Origin of the sequence: Micromonospora phytophila, assembly GCF_023656545.1 — a bacterium.
GTDB classification, from domain to species: Bacteria; Actinomycetota; Actinomycetes; order Mycobacteriales; family Micromonosporaceae; genus Micromonospora; species Micromonospora phytophila.
Genome location: NZ_JAMOKF010000414.1, coordinates 1 through 4144, shown reverse-complemented (window position 1 = coordinate 4144; position 4144 = coordinate 1). Strand labels below are relative to the sequence as shown.

General features: G+C 72.1%; 4 protein-coding genes and 1 tRNA gene. All 5 read left to right on the top strand.

All coding sequences use genetic code 11. The annotated features are described in order from the left end of the window. The coding region (gene scpB / locus NCC78_RS28610) for an SMC-Scp complex subunit ScpB (protein WP_250798407.1) at positions 1 to 676 on the top strand (676 nt) is incomplete at its 5' end. Then, positions 663 to 1433, top strand: coding sequence for a pseudouridine synthase (locus NCC78_RS28605; protein WP_250798405.1), 771 nt, complete (start codon positions 663 to 665; stop codon positions 1431 to 1433). The genes scpB and NCC78_RS28605, both read left to right, overlap by 14 nt. A gap of 183 nt (positions 1434 to 1616) precedes the next feature. Continuing rightward, entirely contained in the window at positions 1617 to 2297 is a 681-nt protein-coding gene (cmk, locus tag NCC78_RS28600; protein WP_250798404.1) for a (d)CMP kinase, read from the top strand. Further along, complete coding sequence (der, locus tag NCC78_RS28595) at positions 2294 to 3697, top strand: ribosome biogenesis GTPase Der (RefSeq protein ID WP_250798403.1); 1404 nt, start codon at positions 2294 to 2296, stop codon at positions 3695 to 3697. The genes cmk and der overlap by 4 nt, the downstream gene beginning before the upstream one ends. Positions 3698 to 3892: 195 nt before the next feature. Further along, positions 3893 to 3966, top strand: a tRNA-Pro gene (locus NCC78_RS28590). Positions 3967 to 4144: the final 178 nt, after the last annotated feature.

Here is a 4144-nt window from a genome sequence, read left to right as displayed (position 1 = left end):
GGCGGCCGACCCCGCCTCGACCGGCGGCACCGGCGAGCCGGCGGGGGAGGGCGCGGCTGCCCGCGTACCCGGGAAACAGCCGACGCCCCGGCGGCGCCCGTCGCCCGCGCCCGAGCCGGCGCCGGAGTTGGACGACGCGGAGCTGCGCGGGGCGCTGGAGGCGATCCTGCTGGTGGTGGACGAGCCGGTCAGCGAGCTGACCCTCGCCCAGGTGCTGGAGCAGCCGGTCGAACGGGTGGGGCCGGTGCTGGACGAGATCGCCGCCGGTTACACCGCCGCCGGGCACGGCTTCGAGCTGCGCCGCGCCGCCGGTGGCTGGCGTCTCTACACCCGCCCGGAATACGCGACCTATGTCGAGCGGTTCGTACTGGATGGGCAGTCGGTACGGCTGACCCAGGCCGCGCTGGAGACCCTCGCGGTGATCGCCTACAAGCAGCCGGTGACCCGTTCGCGGATATCCGCCATCCGCGGTGTGAACTGCGACGGGGTGATCCGTACTCTGGTCTCGCGCGGGCTGGTCGAGGAGTGCGGCGCCGAACCGGACAGCGGGGCGTTCCTCTACCGGACCACCACCATGTTCCTGGAGAAGCTCGGGCTGAACAGCGTCGACGACCTCCCGCCGCTGGCCCCGTTCCTTCCCGACGACGTAGAAGAGCTTGCCGATGCCACGCGATGACCGTTCCCCCAAGACCGACGCCCCCGTCTACGAGGGTGCCGAGCGCCTCCAGAAGGTGCTCGCCGCCGCAGGCGTCGGCTCCCGGCGTGCCTGCGAGGATTTGATCTTCCGGCGCCGGGTCACGGTGAACGGCCGGGTCGCCCAGCTCGGCGACAAGGCCGACCCGTCCCGCGACGTCATCCACGTCGACGGCGAACGCCTCCAGGCCGACAACCGCCTGGTCTACCTGGCACTGAACAAGCCGCGCGGCGTGGTCTCCACCATGGCGGACGAGAAGGGGCGCACGGCGCTCTCCGACTTCATCGGCAACCGGGTGGAGCAGCGGGTCTACCACATCGGGCGCCTGGACGCGGACAGCGAGGGCCTGCTGCTGCTCACCAACGACGGCACCCTCGCCCACAAGCTCATGCACCCGTCGTACGAGGTGCTGAAGACCTACCTGTGCGAGGTGGCCGGGCCGATCCCGCGCAACCTGGGCAAGCGGCTGATGGCGGGGGTCGAGCTGGAGGACGGGCCGGTGAAGGTCCACTCGTTCAGGGTGGTGGACACCCTGGGCAAGACCGCCCAGGTGGAGCTGGCCCTGCACGAAGGGCGCAAGCACATCGTCCGGCGGCTGCTCGCCGAGGTCGGCCACCCGGTGAGCCGGCTGGTGCGTACCTCCATCGGGCCGATCCGCCTGGGCGACCTGCGCCCCGGGCGGACCCGGCGCCTGACCAACGCGGAGGTCGCCGCCCTGTTCAAGGCGGTGGGTGACTGACCCCGTCCTGCCGGGGTACGGCTGCCGGTAGGCTCCGTGGCGCCTCGGGCGGGGTGGCGCGGGTCGCCTCCGGCGGCGTCGCACGTGGGGCGTCCGCGGCGCCGGGCATGATTGAGGACGTGTGGACATCCGCTCGCGGAACGCGGTGTGCGTTTCGTGGGGTACGGACTGAGGAGGACAACGGTGGAGGAAAACGAACGGGCCGGGCGATGCGTGGTCGCTGTGGACGGGCCGTCCGGTTCGGGTAAGTCCACCGTCTCCCGGCGGCTAGCCGCCGGCCTCGGTGCCCGCTACCTGGACACCGGCGCGATGTACCGGGCGATCACCTGGGCGGTGCTGCGCTCCGGGGTCGACGTGACCGACGCCGAGTCGGTGGCCAAGGTCGCCGGCGAGGTGGACCTGCGCATCGGCACCGACCCCAAGGGGTACGGCGTGACGGCGGACGGCGTGAACGTCGACGCCGAGATCCGCGGCCCCGAGGTGACCGCGGCGGTCTCCGCCGTGGCCTCCGTGCCGGCGGTACGGGCGCTGCTGGTCGCCCGGCAACGGGAGATGATCGTCAACGCCGGCCGGATCGTGGTCGAGGGTCGCGACATCGGCTCGGTGGTGGCGCCGGACGCCCACCTGAAGGTCTACCTGACCGCCTCCGAGGCGGCCCGGGCCACCCGGCGCAGCGCCGAGGACGCCGCCGACGTGGCGGTCACCGCCGCCGACCTGGCCCGGCGGGACCGGCTCGACTCGACCCGTAAGGCGGACCCACTGATCCAGGCTGCCGACGCCGTGGTGCTGGACACCACGGAGCTGGGCATCGACGAGGTCGTGGCGCGACTGCGCGACCTGCTGACCGGGCGGGGAGTGGCATGACCGACAACGGTGGTTGGGTGGAGCTGCGGGAACCGGACGTCGAGATCGAGGAGGCGACCGGTCCGCAGCCCGTCGTGGCGGTCGTCGGCCGTCCCAACGTCGGCAAGTCGACGCTGGTCAACCGGATCATCGGCCGCCGTCAGGCGGTCGTCGAGGACGTTCCCGGGGTGACCCGCGACCGCGTCCCGTACGACGCGCAGTGGGCCGGCCGGCAGTTCACCGTGGTGGACACCGGGGGTTGGGAGCCGGACGCCAAGGACCGGGCCGCGGCGATCGCCGCGCAGGCCGAGACGGCGGTGGTCACCGCCGACGTGGTGCTCTTCGTGGTCGACGCGATGGTCGGCTCCACCGACGTGGACGAGGCGGCGGTGAAGATGCTCCGCCGCAGCGCCAAGCCGGTCATCCTGGTCGCCAACAAGACCGACAACACCTCCATCGAGATGGAGGCCACGGCGCTGTGGTCGCTGGGCCTCGGCGAGCCGTACCCCGTGTCGGCGCTGCACGGGCGCGGGTCCGGCGAGCTGCTCGACGCCATCATGGAAGCCCTGCCGGAAGCCCCGAAGATCGTCGAGGACCGGCCCCGGGGCCCCCGTCGGGTCGCCCTCGTCGGCCGGCCGAACGTCGGCAAGTCGAGCCTGCTCAACCGGTTCTCCGGTGAGGAGCGGGCGGTCGTCGACTCGGTCGCCGGCACGACCGTCGACCCGGTCGACAGCCTGGTCGAGATCGGCGGGGAGACCTGGCAGCTGGTCGACACCGCCGGGCTGCGCAAGCGGGTCGGCAAGGCCAGCGGCACCGAGTACTACGCCAGCCTGCGTACCGCCGCGGCGATCGAGGCCGCGGAGGTCGCCGTGGTGCTGCTGGACTCCAGCGAGCCGATCAGCGAGCAGGACCAGCGGATTCTCACCATGGTCACCGAGGCCGGCCGGGCGCTGGTGATCGCCTTCAACAAGTGGGACCTGGTCGACGCCGACCGCCGGTACTACCTGGACAAGGAGATCGAGCGGGAGCTGCGCCGCATCCCGTGGGCGCTGCGGCTCAACCTGTCGGCCCAGACCGGCCGGGCGGTGGACAAGCTCGCCCCCGCGCTGCGCAAGGCCCTGGCGAGCTGGGAGACCCGGGTGCCCACCGCGCAGCTCAACCAGTGGCTGACCGCGCTGGTGCAGGCCACCCCGCACCCGGTTCGTGGCGGGCGGGCGCCGAAGATCCTCTTCGCGACCCAGGCGGGCGTCGCCCCGCCGCGGTTCGTGCTCTTCACCACCGCGCCGCTGGACGCCGGCTACCAGCGCTTCGTCGAGCGCAAGCTCCGCGAGGAGTTCGGCTTCGAGGGCAGCCCGGTGGAGATTTCCGTACGCCCGCGCAAGAAGCTCGGCCCCGGCGGCCGCGGCAAGGCGCACGGCTGATTCGCTGACGAAGCCGGGTGAGGGCCACGCCCCCACCCGGCTTTTTCCGTCCCAACCATCCACCTATCCTCCTAGGAAGCCGTAGGGGTGGTGCGGTGGGCGACGCGGCCCGGCCCGACCGGGGGCAGTGCGGACGGGACGATGATCCTGCGCTAAGCTGTACCGGCTGTCGCGGGGAGAATCGCGCGGGGGCATCGGGACGTGGCGCAGCTTGGTAGCGCACTTGACTGGGGGTCAAGGGGTCGTCGGTTCGAATCCGGCCGTCCCGACACAGGTGAGGGGCCATCTCGGAAGTTCGAGACGGCCCCTTTGTCGTACCTGGGTGACTGACTCGAAAATCGCTGAGTGAGTGGGCAGGCGGTAGCGCCCGGCGTAGCGAAGCGGAGCCGGGCTGTGGTGTTGGTGGTGTCAGGCTGCGGTGGGTAGGTCGGGCTCGGGGTGGAGGGT

Excerpts from the sequence above, each read along its gene's own strand:
- der (WP_250798403.1), top strand. The coding sequence starts at position 2,294 with ATGACCGACAACGGTGGTTGGGTGGAGCTGCGGGAACCGGACGTCGAG.
- NCC78_RS28605 (WP_250798405.1), top strand. The coding sequence starts at position 663 with ATGCCACGCGATGACCGTTCCCCCAAGACCGACGCCCCCGTCTACGAG.